Annotated in this window: 20 protein-coding genes; 14 read left to right on the top strand and 6 right to left on the bottom strand. The window is 46.6% G+C overall.

Going from position 1 to position 19639, the window contains the following annotated elements; genetic code table 11:
* Nucleotides 1–124 precede the first annotated feature (124 nt).
* The 3 genes from ACKU41_RS03245 to ACKU41_RS03255 all read left to right on the top strand — a co-directional run bounded on the left by ACKU41_RS03245 (nt 125) and on the right by ACKU41_RS03255 (nt 2236).
* Complete coding sequence (locus tag ACKU41_RS03245; RefSeq protein ID WP_321404108.1) at nt 125–451, top strand: SHOCT domain-containing protein; 327 nt, start codon at nt 125–127, stop codon at nt 449–451.
* Between the two features lie 3 nt (nt 452–454).
* The gene (locus ACKU41_RS03250) at nt 455–1216 is read left to right on the top strand and encodes an HD domain-containing protein (RefSeq protein WP_321404109.1); all 762 of its coding nucleotides are present in this window, start codon (nt 455–457) and stop codon (nt 1214–1216) included.
* Between the two features lie 108 nt (nt 1217–1324).
* Entirely contained in the window at nt 1325–2236 is a 912-nt protein-coding gene (locus ACKU41_RS03255; protein WP_321404110.1) for an NAD(P)/FAD-dependent oxidoreductase, read from the top strand.
* A 42-nt stretch (nt 2237–2278) separates the two neighbouring features.
* Here the strand turns inward: ACKU41_RS03255 and ACKU41_RS03260 are convergent, their stop codons facing one another.
* The 3 genes from ACKU41_RS03260 to ACKU41_RS03270 form a co-directional block, all read right to left on the bottom strand.
* Nucleotides 2279–2881, bottom strand: a complete 603-nt coding sequence (locus ACKU41_RS03260) for an HAD family acid phosphatase (protein WP_319779741.1) — start codon at nt 2879–2881, stop codon at nt 2279–2281.
* A 155-nt stretch (nt 2882–3036) separates the two neighbouring features.
* Nucleotides 3037–4164 carry a YibE/F family protein gene (locus ACKU41_RS03265; protein WP_321404111.1) on the bottom strand — a complete coding sequence of 376 codons (1128 nt, stop codon included), beginning with the start codon at nt 4162–4164 and terminating at the stop codon, nt 3037–3039.
* A gap of 87 nt (nt 4165–4251) precedes the next feature.
* Entirely contained in the window at nt 4252–5766 is a 1515-nt protein-coding gene (locus ACKU41_RS03270) for an alkaline phosphatase (RefSeq protein ID WP_321404112.1), read from the bottom strand.
* Nucleotides 5767–6098: 332 nt separating this feature from the next.
* Here ACKU41_RS03270 and ACKU41_RS03275 point away from each other — a divergent pair, with 332 nt between their 5' ends.
* The 9 genes from ACKU41_RS03275 (at nt 6099) to ACKU41_RS03315 (ending at nt 15615) form a co-directional block, all read left to right on the top strand.
* Complete coding sequence (locus tag ACKU41_RS03275) at nt 6099–6845, top strand: cytochrome c3 family protein (protein ID WP_321404114.1); 747 nt, start codon at nt 6099–6101, stop codon at nt 6843–6845.
* 16 nt (nt 6846–6861) lie between these two features.
* A complete protein-coding gene (locus ACKU41_RS03280; RefSeq protein WP_321404116.1) occupies nt 6862–8022 on the top strand; it encodes a 4Fe-4S dicluster domain-containing protein in 1161 nt (386 codons plus the stop codon).
* On the top strand, nt 8019–8999 hold the full coding sequence (locus tag ACKU41_RS03285) for an RnfABCDGE type electron transport complex subunit D (protein WP_321404118.1): 981 nt from the start codon (nt 8019–8021) through the stop codon (nt 8997–8999). The genes ACKU41_RS03280 and ACKU41_RS03285 overlap by 4 nt, the downstream gene beginning before the upstream one ends.
* A complete protein-coding gene (rnfG, locus tag ACKU41_RS03290; protein WP_321404120.1) occupies nt 8996–9583 on the top strand; it encodes an RnfABCDGE type electron transport complex subunit G in 588 nt (195 codons plus the stop codon). Before ACKU41_RS03285 ends, rnfG begins: the two co-directional genes overlap by 4 nt.
* Nucleotides 9584–9596: 13 nt before the next feature.
* Nucleotides 9597–10262 carry an electron transport complex subunit E gene (locus tag ACKU41_RS03295; RefSeq protein WP_321404122.1) on the top strand — a complete coding sequence of 222 codons (666 nt, stop codon included), beginning with the start codon at nt 9597–9599 and terminating at the stop codon, nt 10260–10262.
* Between the two features lie 12 nt (nt 10263–10274).
* A complete protein-coding gene (locus tag ACKU41_RS03300) occupies nt 10275–10850 on the top strand; it encodes an electron transport complex protein RnfA (protein ID WP_321404123.1) in 576 nt (191 codons plus the stop codon).
* Nucleotides 10851–10974: 124 nt separating this feature from the next.
* Nucleotides 10975–13083, top strand: a complete 2109-nt coding sequence (locus ACKU41_RS03305) for an FAD-dependent oxidoreductase (RefSeq protein WP_321404125.1) — start codon at nt 10975–10977, stop codon at nt 13081–13083.
* Nucleotides 13084–13252: 169 nt separating this feature from the next.
* Nucleotides 13253–14362, top strand: coding sequence for a hypothetical protein (locus ACKU41_RS03310; RefSeq protein WP_319779752.1), 1110 nt, complete (start codon nt 13253–13255; stop codon nt 14360–14362).
* A gap of 74 nt (nt 14363–14436) precedes the next feature.
* Nucleotides 14437–15615, top strand: coding sequence for a glycosyltransferase (locus ACKU41_RS03315; protein ID WP_321404127.1), 1179 nt, complete (start codon nt 14437–14439; stop codon nt 15613–15615).
* A gap of 98 nt (nt 15616–15713) precedes the next feature.
* On the opposite strand, the gene ACKU41_RS03320 is transcribed toward ACKU41_RS03315, so the two are convergent.
* Nucleotides 15714–16169, bottom strand: a complete 456-nt coding sequence (locus ACKU41_RS03320) for a hypothetical protein (protein ID WP_321404128.1) — start codon at nt 16167–16169, stop codon at nt 15714–15716.
* Between the two features lie 339 nt (nt 16170–16508).
* On the opposite strand from ACKU41_RS03320, the gene ACKU41_RS03325 reads away from it, so the two are divergent.
* Nucleotides 16509–17501, top strand: a complete 993-nt coding sequence (locus tag ACKU41_RS03325; protein ID WP_319779755.1) for a hypothetical protein — start codon at nt 16509–16511, stop codon at nt 17499–17501.
* Nucleotides 17502–17600: 99 nt separating this feature from the next.
* A complete protein-coding gene (locus ACKU41_RS03330) occupies nt 17601–17810 on the top strand; it encodes a zinc ribbon domain-containing protein (RefSeq protein WP_319779756.1) in 210 nt (69 codons plus the stop codon).
* A gap of 63 nt (nt 17811–17873) precedes the next feature.
* Here ACKU41_RS03330 and ACKU41_RS03335 read toward each other — a convergent pair whose 3' ends face one another.
* Nucleotides 17874–18545 carry a hypothetical protein gene (locus ACKU41_RS03335; RefSeq protein WP_321404130.1) on the bottom strand — a complete coding sequence of 224 codons (672 nt, stop codon included), beginning with the start codon at nt 18543–18545 and terminating at the stop codon, nt 17874–17876.
* A 65-nt stretch (nt 18546–18610) separates the two neighbouring features.
* A complete protein-coding gene (locus ACKU41_RS03340; protein ID WP_321404132.1) occupies nt 18611–19639 on the bottom strand; it encodes an MltA domain-containing protein in 1029 nt (342 codons plus the stop codon).

The following is a 19639-nucleotide window of genomic DNA, read 5'->3' on the forward strand; positions in this document are numbered from 1 at the left end:
TCGATAAAATGCGCTGCGACTCCCTGTTTATACATAACTACATATAAATATTACACTTCCGGTTTATCTTGCGGAGAGTTAAAATGAAAGGTATTCATTCACAAAAACAAAACAGGAAGTATTCATGATAGAGACAATTTCATCCATTTTTTCATTTATATCCGGTAAATATGAAAGTAACCCCCACTGGGACCACTGGCCATTCGGACCCGGCTATGGTGATTTCTGGGCTTCTGTGACCAAGATGCTTTTTGTAGCAGTCATACTGGGCGTAATTATGATTTTCCTGCGCGTGCTCTACGGACCGAACGGGAAATTCCGAGACCCGGACCTCGACCGTGAAGCTGCCGAAATGCGTGAACAAGCTCTTGCCAAGCTTGAAGAAGACCTTAAATCCGGTAAAATATCCGAGGTTGACTACAAGTTTAAGAAAAAAAGAATCATGCTCTAATCCATGGAACATAATATTAAAATATTCACTGATTTTGCCACTCCGTACCTGCAAAAAGCGGGTGAAAACGAAAAAGCGGATATGCAACTTAAATTCGACCATTCTTTGGATGTATTCGAAAACAGCTGCAATATATGCAGATCATTATCGCTTCCTGCAGAACTGGACGAGACTGCCCGCATAGCAGCCCTTTTTCATGATACAGGAAGATTTCCACAATACCTGAAATACAAGACTTTCAGGGATGTCGATTCCTGCAATCATGGAACTCTCGGGGCCAGAACCATTCTGAAACACAAACTTCTTAGCCACCTGCCTCGCAAACAGCGTAACACCGTCCTAGGCGCAATAGCTTTGCACAACCGCAACACCCTGCCCGAATTTATTTCCGACGATCTCCGAATATGTACCGAAATTGTCCGGGATTCCGATAAAATCGACATAATCAAAGTACTAATCCCGCACATGCAAAATGTCAGACCTGAAAACAAAGCGACACTCATGGGACTGCCTGAGAGAACCGGACAGGTAACCGAATCCGTGCTGCAGGAAATTCAACAAAAAAAACAGGTCTCATATCTAAACATGAGCTGCCTCAATGATTTTCGCCTGCTCCTCTTAAGTTGGGCCTACGCCCTTAATTATAAGTGGTCACGCAGGGAAATGCTTAAACGCGGATACGTGGAAAAGCTGATGGCCCAGCTTCCTCACACAAGTCAAATACAATCTCTTCACGCAGCGATAATGGAACAGCTTAACTCTTGATAGATTTTGTGGAATAATAGACCTCACCCTTTCTTGTCATTTGTAGATTAAATCTTACTTTTCGAAGTAGACCTTTAAACATAACTATTCACTAACGGACAGCTGCCAATGACCGAAACCAATTACGACATCATCATTCTGGGAGCAGGCCCTGCAGGATTGCAAGCTGCTATTCATTCAGCGAGAAAAGGACTTAAAGTTCTCATCCTCGGCAAAAATGACAAGAGCAGTCTCTGGTGGGCGCATATTGAGAACTTCTGCTGCACACTTGAAATTTCCGGAGAACAGATCCTGAAAACAGGACAGCAACAAGCTGAAAACTTCGGAGCTGTGTTTTTTAATGAAGACGTCCTGAAAATCAGGACGCCGGACCTTATGGACCTTGGTGGAGGCGGATTCACTGTGACCACAGAGACCAAGGAGTTCAAAACTAAAGCCATCATTATCTGCACCGGGACAACCCGTAACAAACTCGGTGTTCCCGGAGAGAAGGACCTTTTTGGAAAAGGTGTAAGCTATTGCGTTGAATGCGACGGCAACTTTTTCAGGGGCGAGGATGTTGCCATTGTCGGTGGAGAAAGTGCTGCTGCCGGCGGTGCTCTCCATCTGGCCCATCTCGCTTCCAAAGTGCATCTGGTTTCCAAGGAATTCAATTTCGCCCCAGAACTGATGGAAAAGCTCAAAGCCGAAAACATCATAATACATGAAGGCGTTGAGGTAGACCAAATCACCGGGGGAAGCGGAGTCGACGGACTCATTTTCAAAGATGGGGAAAAACTAGATGTAACCGGTGTGTTCATCGAGCTGGGCGCAAAGGGTGTTATGTCCCTTGCTGCAGAGCTTGGCATCCAGTTGGATGAATCCATGAAATTTATTGAAACAGACAAACAGCAGCGCACAAACGTACCCGGAATATTTGCCGCCGGAGATATCTGCGGTCCGCCGCTCCAGATGGCTAAAGCTGTAGGAGAAGGTTGTGTGGCAGGATTAAGCGCCGCCAAATATGTCCGTAAAACATAAAGCATAAAACCGGGCTGTCCTTTTGGTCAGCCCGGTTTTTTTCTAGCGACTTGAATAAATATAGTTGGGATATAAGACCGCTTTCCCGGTAAATTCACCTGAAACATCTTCCGGCAAAACCCCGATAGTGGCGATAATGTTATAGCCGGTCCTCTGCAATCCTTTACGTACTTCTTCGCTGAAATTTGAATTTTCAGGATAGGTCGAAGGCCTCATAAATATTTTCTGCCATCCGGAAAAACCTGCTTTGGATAGATTTTCCATAACCGGAATCCTGAATCCCTCTGACCGGTATGAAACCAAAAAGACAGGCACATTGCGTTGCAGCAAGAAGTCGAACAAGGCAAGTGACGGTTTAACGGCCGGAAGAGAACTTAATATGACATGGGATTCCAGATTACTTGCAGCGGCCTGATTTTCCGAGAACCCTTGCTCTCTACGCGCTTCATAAGTGGAGAGCAGCACATCTTCCACCACCATAACAACTGCAGGATACTTAACATGGTCTTTAACAGCCTTATCCACAACATCAGAAACGGATTCAGCCTGCAGAGAAACATCCCTGTCGAATTTTCCGCCCTCATGGTAGGCAACAATCCGTTCACGAGCCTCAGGCAGTGAAACCATCGCATCAGGTATTTTCATACTCCGATCCTTGGATGCAACACATCCACTGCAACAGAGCAAAACCAGGAACAAACAAATCAACCGTAATTTCAACAAAAATTCCTCCGCCAGAAAATTAAGGTTACGGCATTTTAGCACACCGTAACCTTATCCGGCAAGTGTATCATACTGAACTAGTTGTTTTTCCTGATAAAAACAAATGCCCCAGCCAAAGCGGTAAAAGGAGCCACAGTAACCAGCCCGAAACTGCCTACCAATGTCTTTAAAATTTCAGCTGATACGTAAACAAAATTAAAAGTATTCATTAGTGGAACACCCTGCGCCATAAAGGCCATGAGCAAAGTGATAAAACCTCCTGAATAAGCGAGCAGCAACGTGGTGGTCATGGTGCCCACAACCGCCCTGCCGACCCGGATTCCCGAACCAAGAGCCTGCATATGGGTTATCTCCGGGTTGGCCCGCACAACCTCATCCATGCTGGCAGCTACATCCATGGCAAGGTCCATAACCGCCCCAGAGCAGGCCAGAAATACAGCGGCAATATAGATACGGGTCAGGTCCAGATGACCGAAGCCGGAATAGAGCAAGGTCTCGGCAAAAGGCATTACCGCACCATGCAGGTGCAGCTTTCCGGTAAAATAAATCGCAAGCAAACAGCTTGTAAGTACTCCCAGAAAGGCCCCTGAAAAGGCCACCACACCCTTCCTATTCAATCCGGCAACCATAAAAATGATTACAGCACACAACCCGGCCACTACGGCCATGGTGATCCAGACAGGATCGACTCCCTCAAGCAATGCCGGAACAAGCAACTTCCAAAGAACCAACGCAGTAAACACAAATGAAAAAAGAGCCTTGGCCCCGGTCCAGCCCCCGAAAACAATCAATAAAAAAGAAAAGAGCCCCAGTATTGTCAGCTCAAGATCAATGCGGTAGTGATCCTGCGGTACGGCAAACATGGGCTTCCCTTGCTCATCATAGGTGATCACGGCAAGCGCCTCATCGCCGGAAACGAAAAGCTTGTCCTTATCCATCTGACCAAGAAGCTCATTGGTCCCTGTGAATATCTTGCCTTTAAATTTTCCATCCAGCACTTTCATGGTTACAGACTGCGGGCCTGTTTTTACTATACCGAACTGATCAATATCTGAATTATCGACTGAAAGGACCTCGGCCCGGCAGCGTTCGGCATTATCGGCAACACGCTGATCAAATTCAGTGGGAATGAAATACAATATAGCGGTCAGCACGGCAAAGACAGCGACAAGAATAAACTCTCTGTTTTTAAGTAGTCCGGACATATTCTCTGGGGTTAAAATTTATCAGATAAGTAAAGGCGGGGTTCCGAAAGAAACCCCGCCCGAAACAGTTAAAGTACGCTTAATATGCTATTTTGCAGCAAATGCGGCGTTATTAATACTTGCGTGAACTTTAGGGGTCATACCCATGATGGACATGATTTTGTATGCGATATCAACGTTATCGTAGTAACCGTTGAAGGAGGAAGAACCGACACCCATTGCGGAAGTAGCAACGGGAACACCGGTGTGTTTATAGGAAGTCCAACCGAGACCGGCATTGTTGTTCAGCACATGGGTAATGGTCACAGTCAAAGGATCATAACCGCCGTAAAGGTTGTAAAGTTCAGGACTCTTGAACTCGTTCTCGCCCTTCATGGTACGATCATAAGCATCCTTGAGCATGGCAAGCTGATACCCCTTTACAACAAGAGGATTCTTCTTGGCGTCACCTTCGAATTCAAGACCGAAGTAATGGGTAATGGTGGGTTCGAAATCTTCGAAGCTTGCTTTGCCTTTGTGCTCTTCCTTCCAGAGTTTAACAATCTGGTCAGAGAACTGCTGAAATGAGATGGTCTGGGGTTTCAGCGCATCGTAGTAGGAGCCGTACTTGGTTCCGGCAAAACCGAGGGTCAGACCGCCGCACTCGTGGTCACCGGTAACAACAATTAAGGTTTCCTTGGGATGTTTTTTTGCGAAATCAACAGCCTTGGCAATAGAGTCATCAAAAGCTATTGTGTTCTTGATAAAAGCAGCCGCATCGTTGGCATGGCAGGCCCAGTCAATCTTGCCGCCTTCAACCATGAGAAAAAAACCCTCAGGGTTGTCGAGCATTTCAATAGCCTTAGCGGTGAATTCAGGGAGGGTGATATCCTGAGGGCGCATATCCATGGCGTAAGGCATGGCTTTGGCATCCTGCAACCATGAGTTCCAGGAAATGACTTTGCCGTCAGCAGGTTTGAGAGCCATGAATTCTTCTTTGTCAGTAACTACTTTGTAGCCGGCTTTCTTGATCAGATCGAGAGCATTACCCTTGTAATTCTGAGAATTCTTTTTCTTGTTGGCAACATCCTTGAGACCTCCGCCTCCGAAGAAATCGAAATTGCTTTCGGAGAGAGCCACGTCAATGTCGTAGTACTGGCCACGGGTGGGAACGTGTGCGTAAAATGCGGCGGGAGTGGCGTGATCAATAGATACGCTGGAAACGATACCTACTTTTTTTCCGTCAGCTTTAGCCATTTCAGCAACAGACTTTACATGCTTCTGGTTAGGAGCCATGCCAAGCATGCCGATGTTGGTTTTCTGTCCGCTGGCAAGGGCAGTAGCGGAAGCTGCTGAACCGGTAATGAATCTGTCGGCAGCGTAAGTGGTGGTCATTCCCTGTGCGGGGAAGGTGTTCATGAGGAGCTGTTCACCGGTAAAAGCTTCGGTTGCGCCTTTCTGCGGCATTCCCATACCGTCACCAATGAAGAGGAAAACGTACTTGGCTGGCTGGCCTTTGTATACGCGGACCTTTTTGGCCTTGGCATAAGCAGGCACTGCTGCCATAATTACGGCACAGACCATAAGGGCAGTCAATACTTTGAATTTGTTGGAAAATCTCATCACTTTCTCCTGATTTTTTTATTTACAAAACGGGAATAACGTTCCCATTTCAGATGGGATTATTATCAGGGCAATGTGTCTACCATGTCACAAAAGGAAGAAATTTATGAAAACCCAACCACTGGGAAAATTTCAGTGAAATATTAATTTTAAATTATTTTCAAGCTTCACTAATTCATTAAAAACTTATTTTTCGTTGATACATCTGCTATCATATTAACGAAATACAACATAACCACTTTAGACACGCATACTTTAAAGCTGGACAAATACCTCCGGCTTGGGTATACAATAGACAGTTAATATTGTTTAATAAAACAAGGACTCATCCGGTGCGTAAAAATTTTTTCCCCATTACTTTAATACTTGCCATTCTTTTCGGGCTGTCTGTTGCCGGATATATATCACCGGAGAAAAAAGAAAAAATACCGGTCAGAATTTTATTTAAAAACAGCGGCGGCAAAGTAATTTTCACCCACATACGTCACCACCGGGATTATGAAATACCCTGTGACAGGTGCCACCACGAACGTGAAACCAGCGATCAGGATCCGTTGCCCTGCAGTTCCTGCCACCCTGAATCCTTTAACAAAGACTATGTACGCGAACATATCCGCTCGTTCCCGGACACAAGTTATTGTAATAAATGCCACCATGCAGAATTGGGCAAGCTCAATTTCGATCACAAAGCCCACGAAGAATATGCGGATGAAGATTGTCAGACCTGTCACCATGACACTAATATTGAGGACAAACCTCAAAAGTGCGGCAACTGTCACACCAATGCAGGAACCTCAAAAATTCCCAGTGTTCGGAATGCAGCCCATGACCGCTGCATTAACTGTCACGATGAAATGTTCGATGAAGGGCTCAAAGGATGTACTCCATGTCACAAAATGCAGAACATGAAGAATTATTCCGGCGATTACACGGCCTGCGGTCAATGCCATCAGGAAAACGATAAAGACCTGGTACTGAACCGGGCCAGCGCCTTCCATGATCAATGCATGGACTGCCACAAGGAAATGAAACGCGGCCCCTACAAAGACAATGAATGCAGCAGATGCCACTTAAAATAAAATGGGAAGCCCGAATATGAATTCTCTTTTTTCACTAACTCCTTCCGAACGCGGCCCCATAATAAACACATGGGAACAAAAACTAGGCACCCCGCTGGAAGTATGCCTTGAAATCAGCGGCCTTGCCCCGCTTGTTCAGATTAACGACCAAATCTCCAAAGCCCAGCCCGTAGCCTCTGATCCGGCAGGCATAAAACCGGATAAGCACAGTTCGGTATCCGGGACAGTGATTGATGTAAAAAAGGATTTCATTACCATCAGAGAAGAAGGGACCAGAGTAGCCCCTCCTGCAGATTTTTCCGCAACCGATCCTGCTTCCATGCTGGAATCACTCCGCCGAAACGGCATAGACATCAGAGGATTCAAACATGGTTTTACCCTGATAATAAATGCCGTTCCCCATGAAAAAGGCATGGACGGACACCGCTTCCTGATTGAAGAATTTCCCGAAATTATGGTTACGGGACTTAACTACCTGAAAAAAGCCCTTTCACCCAAAGCCTGTGCTCTGGCAGTTCCTGAAGGGATGAATTGGAGCATTCCCGGCTGTACCGTACATGAAATCATTCCCGTATACCCGAACAGTCTCCCCGAACTGATAACCAAAGCGGTAACCGGACAGGAAATACCTCCGGAAGTCTGCGTAATTGACGCCACAACCCTGTATCGCATCGGACGCACCGTACATGGATGCCAGCCGGTAACTCTGGCAATAGTTAAAATAGGCAGCACACTTTTTCTCACTCCGGTAGGGATTCAGGTGGGAACTCTTTTGAAATTGGCCGGGTTCCGTCCTGCTGAACATGACCGGATAATTCTGGGTGGACCGCTGACCGGAAAAGCCGTCTACAGCCTTAAACACGGAATATCTCCGAAGACACAAGCCATAACAATTCTCAGGGCAAAAAACGAACCAACAGTCAAAGACAACCCCTGCGTGGGATGCGGTGAGTGTGTGATACACTGTCCGGCAAGGCTGATGCCGAACATGATCTCCCGGCATGCAGAATTCGGTCTTTATGAAAACACTCAAACCTACAACATTGCATCATGCTTCGAATGCGGACTGTGCGGGTACTGGTGTAAAGCCCAGCGTCCCATTCTGCAGTATATCCGCCTTGCAAAAACGGAACTGGCCGCCAAGCCGATAATTAAAGATCTAAGGGAGCAGCAATGAAACCACTGTCCGGGTCACCCGTGCTGACCGTATCCTTTTCTCCCCACGCCAATTGCGGACGAACTTTCAAACATGACGCGCAGGAAACAATTTTAGCCCTGCTTCCGGCTGCGGCTTTTGCAGTGTATCATTATCATATGCTGGCAGTGCGGGTGCTGGCGCTATCATCCTTCACAGCAGTCATCACTGAAACCGTATGCCTGTATTTAATGAAAAGGGAAATTGAGGCTGACAACTACACTGCGCTGCTTTACGGATTGCTACTCGGCCTGCTTCTGCCTCCGGCGGCACCGTGGTGGATGGTTGCAACAGGCAGCTTTATTTCAATTTTCCTGGGCCGTATGATTTTCGGAGGATTGGGTGCAAACCCGCTCTGTGTTCCGCTTGTAGGTTGGGCCATACTAACCGTATCGTGGCCTGACCTGATGAATTTTGACATAATCATGCTTGCTTCAGAACTGACATACCCCTTAAGTCAGCTGAAGGGTTTCGGTCCGGAGATGCTTGACGAGCACACCATAAGATCATTGCTGCTCGGCTTCCAGCTCGGTGGAACCGGAGCGGCACAGACCGGAGCTGTCCTGCTGGGCGGAATCTACATTCTGGCCCGCAGAATCGTAAGGCCCGACATTCCACTGGCCTTTATCGGCGGAGTGGCTGTGACTGCCGCAATCTTCTTTTTCATTGATCCGTTGGAATATGCTTCCCCGGAATACCACCTGCTCTGCGGTTCAACATTATTCGGAGCTTTTTTTCTGGCTACAGACGGGCCTTCTTCACCGGCCGGTCATATTCCTATGCTCATATACGGATTCATCACAGGGGTACTGGTCGTCATAATCCGGGTCTACGGAATGTATCCGGACGGTGTGCCATTTGCCATTCTCCTTGCCAACCTTATGACTCCGCTCATCGACAAAATACGCCCCGCACCATTCGGCGGCATAACCAACATCCATTTGCGGAGGCGGTCATGAAAGAAGGAGTGAAAATGATCGCCGTACTGACCCTGATATGCGGCATGTTCAGCGTAACCCTTGCCAGCCTGAGACAGGCTACGGAAGCCCGCATTGAAGAACAGGTGCTGACCTATGTGCAGGGACCGGCAATTGAACACGTCCTCAGCGGTTATGACAATTCTCCGGTAAAAGACCGTAAGAAATTTACCCTTCACGGCACGGAAAAACAGGTTATAATTTTCCCTGCAATGAAAAACGGTAAGATATTTGGTGTAGCCCTTGAAACTTTTGCTAAAGGTTACGGCGGAGATGTAGGTGTTATGGTAGGCTTTGATATGGACGGAGATAAGCTGTCCGGCATCGGCATAACCACCATGAAAGAAACTCCCGGTGTCGGCTCGAAAGTTGCCGGGCACGGTTTTACCACCCAATTCAAAGGGCATCCGGCCTCTGTGGAATTAAATTCCAAGGGTGGTGATATCGATGGGGTTGCCGGAGCCACAATTTCCTCCACAGCCTCGGTTGAAGCAGTGAAGCAGGCTATTGCCATCTATAAAAAACTAAGGCCGCAGATTGCACAGGCATGGAGCAACGGTTCATAACAGGGGGCATCACATGAATAGACTATGGAAAGAATTTTCGAAAGGACTATGGAAAGACCTGCCCCCTTTCAAGGTTGTGCTCGGACTCTGCCCGGTGCTGGCTGTTACCAAGACAGCTGATAACGGATTAGGAATGGGCATGGCGGTTATCTTTGTGCTGACCATGTCCAACATTCTTGTTTCCATTTTCCGTAAGATTATTCCGTCCAAAGTCAGGATTGCCTGTTTCATCGTCATTGCTGCTTCACTGGTCGTAGCGGTAGAATTGCTCATGCAGGCTTTTGCATACCCCCTCTACCAGCAGTTAGGCATCTTTGTTCCGCTCATTGTGGTTAACTGCATAATCCTCGGCAGAGCAGAGGCTTTCGCATCCAAAAACCCTATTCTGCTTGCAGCGGCAGACGGACTGGGCATGGGTATGGGATTCACGATGTCCCTGACTTTGCTCGGCGGACTGAGAGAAATTCTAGGCTATGGGACTCTTTTCGGCAGTCAGGTCATGGCCGCAAGTTACAAGCCGTTCGCCTTCATGGTTGAAGCTCCGGGAGCGTTTGTCTGCCTTGGCCTGCTGCTCTCGGCAATGAATATCTTCACCAGTTGGCATGCCAGACGCAAAGGACAGGCCGTGCTTGACAACCCCGCTCACGAATGCAGGACCTGCGGCATTTGCAGCCGCTAACCGGAATAAGCCATGAAAGAATATTTTCTGCTCTTCATCTCTGCCATATTCGTCAACAACATCGTGCTGGCCCAGTATCTGGGCAACTGTCCGTTCATCGGCACTTCCAAAAAAACATCCGTGGCTATAGGTATGGGCAGTGCGGTGGTATTTGTCGCAACCATGGCCGCTTCCATTACATGGACTGTACAGGAATATCTGCTTGATCCTCTGGACTTACAATATTTACAGACCCTGACCTTTATCCTCGTCATCGCCTCGCTGGTTCAGTTTGTGGAAATGTTCCTTAAAAAGGTAGTCCCTCCTCTTTACAAATCGCTGGGCATATTTCTGCCGCTGATTACCACCAACTGTGCAGTCATGGGTATCGCCATTATCTGCCAGCGGGAAGAATTCACTTTCATCAAGACCGTAGCATTTTCTTTTGCCTCCGGTCTGGGCTTCATGCTTGCGCTGGTTGTGCTCTCAGCCATCCGCGAACGGATTGAAGTTTCACGGACACCGAAGTCAATGAAAGGTACGCCCATTGCTCTGGTCATGGCGGGTTTGATGTCACTGGCATTTTTTGCATTTAAGGGCATGATATGATGTGCTTTGCGCTTTTTGATTAAAAGCTATCGCCCCCGGCGGCTTAACCTCTTTTACAAAAGGGTTTAAGAATCCCAAAACCTTTTAATTGTTTCAACTTGTAAACATTTAACAGGCAGATCATATGATTATTAATTCACTTCTCGTACTCATGGGTTTGGGTTTTACCGCCGCCACAATTCTCGCAGTGGCTTCAAGAATCCTGCACGTCAAAGAAGACCCGAGAATCGCACAGGTCGAGGAGGTTTTGCCCGGAGTGAACTGCGGAGGTTGCGGATATGCAGGTTGCAACGGCGCTGCAAATGCAGTTGTGGATGGTAAATCCGGGGCAAATGTCTGTGTTATTGGAGGCATAGGTACTGCTAAGGCGGTTGGAGCAGTAATGGGGCTTGAAGTGCTGGACATGGAGACGGAACTGGCCTTCCGGGATTGCACCGGAGGAGAACGGGCTGAAGAACTTTTCAATTATGAAGGTGCGAACAACTGCCGGGCACAGGCCCTGCTCTACGATGGAGCAAAGACCTGCCCTGAAGGCTGCCTCGGCCTCGGAACCTGTGTTGCCGTCTGCCCCTTTGATGCCATCCATATGGGACCGGAAGATTTGCCCGTCGTGGACCCGCTGGCCTGCCGGGCCTGCCGCAAATGTGTTGAAGCCTGCCCACGCGGTGTACTTTCCATTGTATCCATGGGCGCTAAGCTGCTCCATCTGGAAGAAACCAGCGACTGCCTCGCACCTTGCCAGCAAAAATGCCCGGCAAACATCAATATTCCCCGCTACATTGAAGCCGCCAACAAGGGTGATTACGCTTCTGCAGTCAATATTATACGTGAACGAAATCCCTTACTGCTGGTCTGCGGCAGGGTCTGTCCCCGTCCCTGCGAGACCGTCTGCCGCCGCACCCATGTGGACGAAGCGGTAGGTATCAACATGATAAAACGCTTTGTGGCTGACTGGGAAATGAAAAACAACCAGCGCCTCCCTATCCCCTGTGCCAAAGACACAGGACACAGAGTTGCAATTATCGGCGGCGGACCATCGGGCCTTTCCTGTGCCTACTACCTGCGCCGTCTCGGGCACAGCCCGACAATTATCGAAGCCATGCCGGAACTTGGCGGCCAGCTTCACTACGGAATTCCTGAATACAGGCTGCCTAAAAAAGACCTCGCATGGGAAATTCAAGGGATTCTCAATCTCGGTGTGGAAGTACGCACTGGGCAGAAGATGGGTGCGAACCTCACCGTAAACGACCTTGAAGAAGAAGGTTTCGAAGCGTTTTTTATGGGTATTGGAGCATGGGCCAGCGGAACGTTACGTATTGACGGAGAAGATGCACAGGAAGTCCTTTCCGGTACGGAATTCCTTACCGCCGTAGGACTAGGACAGACTCCGGCAGTAGGTCCGAAAGTGATTGTTGTCGGCGGTGGAAACACTGCCATTGATGCGTCCCGGACCTGCGTCCGTCTGGGCTGCGATGTAACCATGCTCTATAGACGCACACGTAATGAAATGCCTGCCAACAGCGAAGAAATTGAAGCTGCTGAGGATGAAGGTGTAAAATTCGTTTTTCTGGCAGCCCCTACCAAGGTCATTATTGACGATCAGGGAAAGGCTACTCATCTGGAATGCATAAAAATGGAGCTCGGCGAAGCAGACGACTCAGGACGCCGCCGCCCTGTTCCCGTGGAAGGCTCCGAAACCCGCTATCCTGTAGATACGGTTATTTCAGCCATCGGACAGAAACCACAGCTTTCCTGCTTCTATACCGACGGCGAAGAACAATGCAATCTTGATTTTACGCGCTGGAGGACAATTGACGCCCAGCCGAAAACACTGCAGACCTCCATTCCCAATGTCTTTGCCGGAGGGGATGCCGTATCGGGACCGGACCTTGTTATTTCTGCTGTGGGCGCCGGGCGAATTGCAGCTCGGTCAATCCACTATCTGCTTACAACAGGTGAAATTCCGCTTTCGGACAACCTGCTGCGCGAACCTATTCCATATACCTTGTTCAAAGATGTGGACGGATGCAAGAACAAGGAACGCTCAAAAATGCCCCTCCTGTGTTCCGAAAAAGACCGAACCAGTACCTTCAAAGAAGTTGAAGGATGCCTTTGTGAAGAAGAACTTCGCTACGAAACATCACGTTGCCTGCGGTGCGGACTTACCTGCTACGACCGAGACATTCAACTGGATAAGGTGTTCACCTCACGGGTCGGAGAAAAGGTTGAATAATAAATTCCAGTACAGTCCGAAAATCACAATTTTCTTGGTATTGCCAGACCTTTACAACCTTTGGGTATTTGCATACTAATCATGAACAATATGCTTTAAAGAACATTGTAATTGTATTTTGCGGATGTTGAACAACTCAAGGTTATAATTTTCCGGTACGGCACATAAAATGAGTAATGAAAAAACTTCTCTTATTGAACGTCTTCGCAATGACAAGTCCAAAAACAAATATGATCCTACTTGCTATGATTTCATAGTCAGGCAGACCATGCAAAGGCTTGGTGCACCTCTTGTCAGATTTAAACCTCACGTGCCTTACTTGATAAACGATCCTCTTTTCGTATTTCGAGGTGATCCCCGTTACATATTCCATGATCCCTTAGGATACAAAAACGATGCTCTTAAACAAAGGCCTCAGATAATAGTTCTGGGAAATTCCCAGGTACATTCACTCTCCTGTCCGCCAAATCAAACATGGCCAGGCCTGTTGCAAAATTCATCTGGGATCGGGACATATAATGCAGCTATGGGCAGCTTCAGTATAGTACAGAATTTTTTATCAGCAAGAGAGCTGGCTTCCCTTAAGCCGGATTTAATGATTTGTGTTTTCTACACTTCCAACAATGTTATCAATTCGTTACCGACTCTTCGCAAATCAACGTCTGCTTTAAAAAAAATGTTTAATTCTTATGATGATACTGTTTCCATGTCCTTCCAAAACCCGGACGTTGACCCTTTCGCCTCCGTCTCTCCCAAAGATAAGATCATGGAATTCATGAAACTGGCCAAGTATGAAAAAGAACACTATGTAACTGCTACAATTGATAAATTAATACATTTTTCAGTACCTGCCATAAGATCCAATTCTCAAAACTTAAAAGATCCATATGTAGAAGTAGGTTTTAACCTCGCCAAAGAAGCTCTTTTAAAAATCAAAAAAATAGCCGATAAACATACAAAATACGGTCTGTTTTTAATGATTATGCCTACCAAAGAATTTGTGTTATATAACAGACTATTATCTTATGGAGATGTTAAATTTTCATCTGATAGGGAAATGTCCATCCTGTATGAAAACGAATCCGAAGTGATTACATCACTGAAAAAACATTGCGATAAAGAGGGTATGCACATACTTGATCCCTTAAGTTATCTAATTAATACTATGCATTTGCCTATTTACAATCCGCTTAATGTGGACGGGCACCCTTCCCTTGAAGGAAGGACTGTATTGGCAAAGTATGTCTACGATTTTCTGGGGAAATATCAGGTTCAATAAAACCAACACAATAATTCTTTTCCTCTATGAAATCGCATCAGACAGCATTGGCAAACTTCCGGTAATTTAAATACATGCTGAAAATACCATCCATCAAGGGACGCACTCCGCGCATCCTGCTGATCACTCAGAACTACTTCATAATACCTGAACTGCTACGGGCATTGAAAAAAAGCAATGTCGATTTCTGTACAGTAAATTTTGAACAGAATGCACAATTCCTGCAAAAATTGTTCAAAAAAATAGCCGCATTCTCCCCTCATTTCATACTAAGCATCAACCACGCAGGGCTGGATGGAGATGGACAGGTACTGGCGTTGTTGAAACAATGTGGAATTCCGTTTGCCAGTTGGTTTGTGGACCGTCCTGAAATGTTCATGCAAAGTGATGTCGCTTCAGATTCGCTTTTGTCAGTATTTTGCTGGGACCCGCAATCAATCCCTTTTTTCAAGGCAAAAAATGTTCAGGAAGCTCATTACCTTCCTCTTGGTACAGACACAGAAATTTTCCATCCTTCACCGGCAGAATTGCCTGTAAAGCATAAGGTTTCCTTTGTCGGATCCTCGTGGACCACAAAAATTGCCGAACTGCTCCAAGCAGCAAAACTCCCGGCCCCCCTGCTCAGAACATACCGTAACCTTGCTCGAATGTATGCTGAAAATCCGGAAACAGGCATACAGACACTCCTGCAGCAAATGCCTTCCGGCGCACAGGCTGTTTATTCAAACATCCCCCCACACAAGCAAAAAATGTTTCAACGCCTTATCCAGCTTGCTGGGACAAGACAACAACGGGTTGCGTCGATTGCTGAACTCTTGGACTTTAATCCTGTTATTGTCGGGGATGCATACTGGAAAAAAGCGCTTTCCGGCTTCAAAAAAGAATTCACATGGTGGAGCCGTATTAATTACGAACAGGAATTACCAATTTTCTATCAGCAGTCCTCCATTAATTTCAACGTCACCAGCCTGCAATCTCTAGCAGCCATGAACCAGCGAATTTTTGACGTCCCTGCTTGCGGGGCATTTTTGCTGACTGAATATTCTCCTGAACTCGAAAAACTCTTTGAACCAGGAAAGGAAGTCATCTGCTACCGTGGAATAAGCGAAATAAAAGAATATTTAACTGAGTGGGCAGGTAATCCACAGAAACGTAAAAGAATTGCTGCAGCCGGATTAAAACGAGCCCGTGCTGAACATACATATGAACACAGGCTTTCTAAAATAATCTCACATATGCGAGTGTTTTTCTAAAAAACTTGCCCTGATATCTTAAGTTACAGCAGAGACAAGACACAAAAAAGGCGCATTGGGAAATCCCGATGCGCCCGAACTTTGATAACTCAAAGCTATTATTTCTGGAGGCCGGACTGTACGTCCTTGAGGAGCTCCTGAACCTTGGCAAGTTTTGCCTGCTCTTCTTCACCGAGCTGGGCACCAACGTATTCTGCTTTCTGGTTCATTTCTTCAATAATGCCGTCCATGATAATATGTCTGGTTTTAGTGGGGAGCTTTTCAAGTTCAACCAGTCTGCCGTCTACAACGGTCATCTGGGTGTTCAGGGCTTCCACGTCACCGCGTACGGACTGCAGATCTTTAACTTCAGCGGTCAAGCTGGTCAGGTTCTGATTCAGGCCGTAGAAAAATACTACGAGAAGAACTACTGCCATAAAGGAAATGATAATTGCTACCTTACCCATGTCCTTCTGAGCAGTTTCACCGACACCTGCTGCGATGTCTGCACCCAGCACTTCGTCATTCTGCTGGTAATCTTCAATCTGATGCACTTTTTCAGTTGCTGCGCTCATTTTTTTCCTCCTAAATGATCGTGTTTATAACGAAAAAGGACTATACTGCAAGGAAGGTTTCAAATCAAGAATTTAAACATTTTTTAAAAATTTTAAAAATCATGGTCCAACCTCCCTGCAAACACTCCGTGCTTCTCACAAAAATTCCGGCAGTGCAACCTTGTCCGAATCAGAAGACTGATCTTTGATACTAGCCCTGATGATAAATTATCTTTAGACATTCAAAAAACTGCCTTGATCACACGAATCATCTATAGGCATGGAATTTGCTTTCTTAAAGAAAACTAAATTTTTCGGAAAAGATTTCCTAACAATATTTATTTCTTCAGGAGCACTACCATGTTCACCAGCTCAATTCTAAGTGGATCAAGCACTGCAGGAAGCTACTTCTCCAATATTGCCAACAACACCCAGAGTGCCAGAACACCCAATATTTCCAGCAGCCTCAGTCCGAACCAAATCCGCAGGCAACTGCAGATGCAGTTCGCCACCATGAGTTTTGGACTCTCTTCCGATGAACAGCAGCAGGTTAATGGATATTTCTCCCAGATTAATAATATTTACGGTGTCAACGATTCGTCTATTCGGGAAGAACAGGAAAAAAAATTCAAAGAACTGAAAAAAGAACTGGACGGACTTTACGGACTTGACGCCGAACCCAAAAAGCTCACTTCCGAAGAGCAGAAAAAAGTGGATGATCTCCAGGAGCAACTGGACAACCTTTATGAAATAGTACCGACCAAGGACCCGCAGGGTGCAGACAGACAAAGGGCTGAAACCCTTAAGTGGGAACTGAAAAAAATGTATTACCCTGAAGGCAAAGTCCTGACTGCTGCAGAAAAGAAAAAAGAAGCATCCATACAGAAAGAGTTAAAAACACTCTTCGGCATAAACGGTCCAAAGATACTTGATAAGGATGAGCAGGCAAAAGCGGATGAACTCAACAAACAGATTGACGAGATCAGAGGGACAACCAAAAAAGAACTGACCGAAACGGAAAAAAAACGCGCTGAAGAAATTCTTGCAGAAATGGAACAAATCGCAGGCAGTCTGGTAACCCACGGTCTCAGCAAAGCGGAAAAAAATCTCTACTACAAGCTGGATGAACAGGCCGAGGCTCTGAAAGCAAAAGCCAAGGAGTCGTCTCTGTCCGATGCTGAGCAGGATAAACTTGCGAAGATAACCAAAAATATCAACACCCTGCTGGATAAAGCAGCTTCCATCCAGGAACAGCAGGATCAGCAGGCAGGACAGGTACACGGCCAGTTGAACGGTTTTTTCTCGCAGTTGGGCATGATGGGTGGCGGTACACTGCTCTCAACTACAATATAAATTTCACTTGAAAAGCTCGTAATTTTCTCTTAACCCTGACTTCAGTTAAAGCAATTAACGGAGCCATGCTCCCATTAGATATTACAAGGAGTCAGCAAGATGCCTATTTATGAATTCAAATGTCCCAAATGCGGTAAAGAATTTGACGAACTGGTAATGCCCGGTAAAGATGCCAAGGCAGACTGCCCGGAATGCGGACAAAAAGAATGTGAAAAAATGCTCTCCATGGGCAATGTCCGCCCCAACGGCATCCCCAAAGGAATGGGTGGATACAAAGAACCCTGCAAAGGCTGCAGTGGCTGTAGCTAAAAAGACGGCAATAATGGAATCGTAACCCCGGCGGACAATCTTCCGGGGTTCTTTTACCTGCTGTTACATTCTGATTTCATAGGTTTTTGCATCACCGGTTCGGCGATAAGCAAAACACTCCCTATTCTCCATCACCAGCATCTTGTGAACCCTTTCCAACCACTGGGTACGTCCTAAGGCATGAGTCGGGACGAAGACCTGCGGATTGACCTCGCGTACCAGTTGAGGACCTCCGGCCAGACTCTCAAGTCGCCTGTCAACGTTTGAAAACGCAACATGGACACCGTAAGCCTTAACCCTTTGCACCGCCTCCTGAAAAAAAGAACGGGTAAAATCCAATTCATTCCGGGAAGCAGTTTCCCAATCCCAGCAGGCCAGATCTCCGCCATTGTAAACCCTCAATCCTTCAGGTGTGCTGAAAAGAAAAGCCACCCCCAGATCATTGGACATCATAGTCTCTATTGAAATACCGCTAAATTCATAAGTTTCATCCGGCTCAACAATCAGGCATTCCCTAAAATCCAAATCAGGATACATTTCTTCGATGTCGTCAGAAAGCACAGCCTGCAATGATTTTGCCCCGGCACACACTTCCCGGTAATCAGGTGCAAAATGATCCAGATGGCTATGAGAAAAGAAAGCTATAACTTTACGGCCGGATAAAACCTCCTGTAAAGCTTCAAAACTTTTTCTGCTCCTGAACCTTTCTGCCGGAATATCAAAAACGAAACTCACGTCTCCTGATTCAAGAACAAAACAATTATGGAAAATATGAATTAAACGGACCTGCATACTTTATTCTATTTTACGGCTTCCATCTCTTCAACTAAAGCCCGGCTTACAGGAAGATACACATGAGACCAGGAAGTCAGATGTCCTGCAAGATATTCAGCCTCGGGACCGGAACCGCAAAACAAATCAACCCGTGTTCCCTTAATAGCGCCGCCACGATCCTGAGCCATTACAATTCGGGTGAAAGGGGTCTTACCATTCTCCCCCTGCTGCGGAAGCCGGGTTGTCAAAAGGGCAAGGGAGCCGAGAGGAAGCACTCTGCTATCCACAGCAACACTGGTCATGGGAATAAGCGGAGCACCCATGGAACCGAATGGACCTTCATCATCAAGCCTGAAAAAAACGTAACTCGGGTTGGTTGTCAGCAATTCTTCCACCAACTCAGGGTTGGCATCAAGAAAAGCTTTAATCTTCTGCATGCTCATCCCCTCTTTGGGCAACAGTCCACGCTCAATAAGAACTTTCCCAAGCGAAACATACTTCAGTCCGTTTTTACCGGCGTAAAGAACATGCCTAACGCTTCCATCAGGAAGGACAAGACGTCCCGAGCCCTGAATCTGTAAAATGAAAACATCCACCAGATCCTTCACCCATGCAATTTCAAGCTTTTTGCCCTGCAAAGCTCCCTTAAAATCTATATCCTCGCGATCATAATAAGGAACCACCTCATCCGCTTCCTGACGGTAAATCAGATGCTGTCCTTTCCAACGGTGATGAAATTTACCCAGATCGAGAGTTTTAAGGTCGGTGGGTATGCTATACAACGGGTATGGATAATCCGGATTCGGGGTAAGTGATGCTTCAAGATACGGTTCGTAATATCCGGTCAGCAAAGTCCGCGGCACCATGGAATACCAGATGAATCTTTCATTCAAAAGTTCCGGTTCATTTTCAAGACGGGGCAGGAGCTCCAGCATTTCCTCATTGGTCCGCTTAAGCATGCCCCACGTAACCTTCATACGCCCATATTTTACGGCCGCCTTGTCTTTTGGTCTACGAGATAAATAATTGATATTACGCTCAATACCCGGTTTCAT

The sequence above is a fragment of the Maridesulfovibrio sp. genome, assembly GCF_963678865.1.
Classification (GTDB): Bacteria; Desulfobacterota; Desulfovibrionia; order Desulfovibrionales; family Desulfovibrionaceae; genus Maridesulfovibrio.